The organism is Paracoccus sanguinis (assembly GCF_900106665.1).
In the GTDB taxonomy this organism is placed as follows: Bacteria; Pseudomonadota; Alphaproteobacteria; order Rhodobacterales; family Rhodobacteraceae; genus Paracoccus; species Paracoccus panacisoli.
In genome coordinates, this window is record NZ_FNNA01000021.1 from 1 (window position 1) to 1,265 (window position 1,265).

Annotated in this window: 1 pseudogene; it reads left to right on the forward strand. The window is 71.4% G+C overall.

Annotated elements, in window-relative coordinates:
- Nucleotides 1-1,265, forward strand: a pseudogene (locus BLW17_RS17240) (phage tail tape measure protein); the annotation flags it as partial.

Here is a 1,265-nt window from a genome sequence, read left to right on the forward strand (position 1 = left end):
GCCGCCGCCGCCGTGGCAGCGGCCGCTGCCGCTGGCGTGGCGATGATCCGGTCCGGGCTGCAGACGGTCGACGCGCAGGCCAAGCTTGCGCAGTCGCTCGGCACCACGGTCGCGTCGATCCAGACGCTGGAACGCGCGGGCGAACTGGCGGGCGTGTCGATGTCCGGCATCGAGCAGGCGATCAAGGACCTGACGCGCCGTCTCAGCCAGGCGGCCGCCGGAACCGGCCCTGCTGCAGAGGCACTGGACCGGCTGGGGCTCTCGGCCAATGAGCTGATCGGCCTGCCGCTCGACCAACGCGTCGGCGCAATCAATGCCGCCATCGAGGAGTTCGTGCCGGCTGCGGAGCGCGCGGCCGTCGCGGGCCAGCTCTTCGGCGAGGAAGGCTCCATCGCGATGAGCCGGATCGACACGGCGACCCTGCGCCAGGCGACCGAGGACGTCCTCGCCTTCGGGGTCGTGGTCTCGGAGCAGGACGCCGACCAGATCGAGCGCACGAACGATGCCATCTCCCGGCTCGGTCTGATCTGGCGCGGGCTCTCGAATCAGCTGGCCGTCGCCGCAGCCCCGGCACTGGAAGCCGTCGCCGACGCCATGGCGGCGGTGGCCAGCCGCACTGGCCCGCTTGGCATCGCGATCCGCGGTCTCTTCGACAACATCGGTCGCCTGACCACCTATGCCGCCACCTTCGCGGCCTTCCTCGCGGGCCGCTGGGTCGCCGGCATGGTCGCCGCCGCGCTCTCGGTCCGTGGCCTCGCTACGGCGCTGGTCGTCCTGCGCGGCGCGCTGATCCGCACCGGGCTCGGGGCGCTCATCGTCGGCGCGGGCGAGCTGGTCTACCAGTTCACCCGCCTCGTCTCCGGTGCGGGCGGCTTTGGCGAGGCGATGTCGCTGCTGAAAGACCTCGCCGTCGAGGTCTGGGAGCGGATCCGCATGGGCGCCGCAGCGGCCGGGGCCGCGGCAACGGCGATGTTCTTCGACCTGAAGGCGGACGCCGCCTCGGGCATGCAGAGCGCCAACGAGAGCGTCGTCGGTTTCGGGAATACGGCCGCGAACACCTTCGAGGGTGCCTACGAGGCGATCAAGGCGATCTGGGGCCTGCTGCCCGCCGCCATCGGCGATCTGGCGTTCCAGGCGGCCAACAGCCTGGTCGATGGCGTCGAGGCGATGCTGAACGGCGTGGTCTCGCGCATCAACGGCTTCATCGGCGGGATCAATCAGGGGCTCGAAGCGCTCGGGTCGGAGCGGCGCATCTCGCTGGTGCC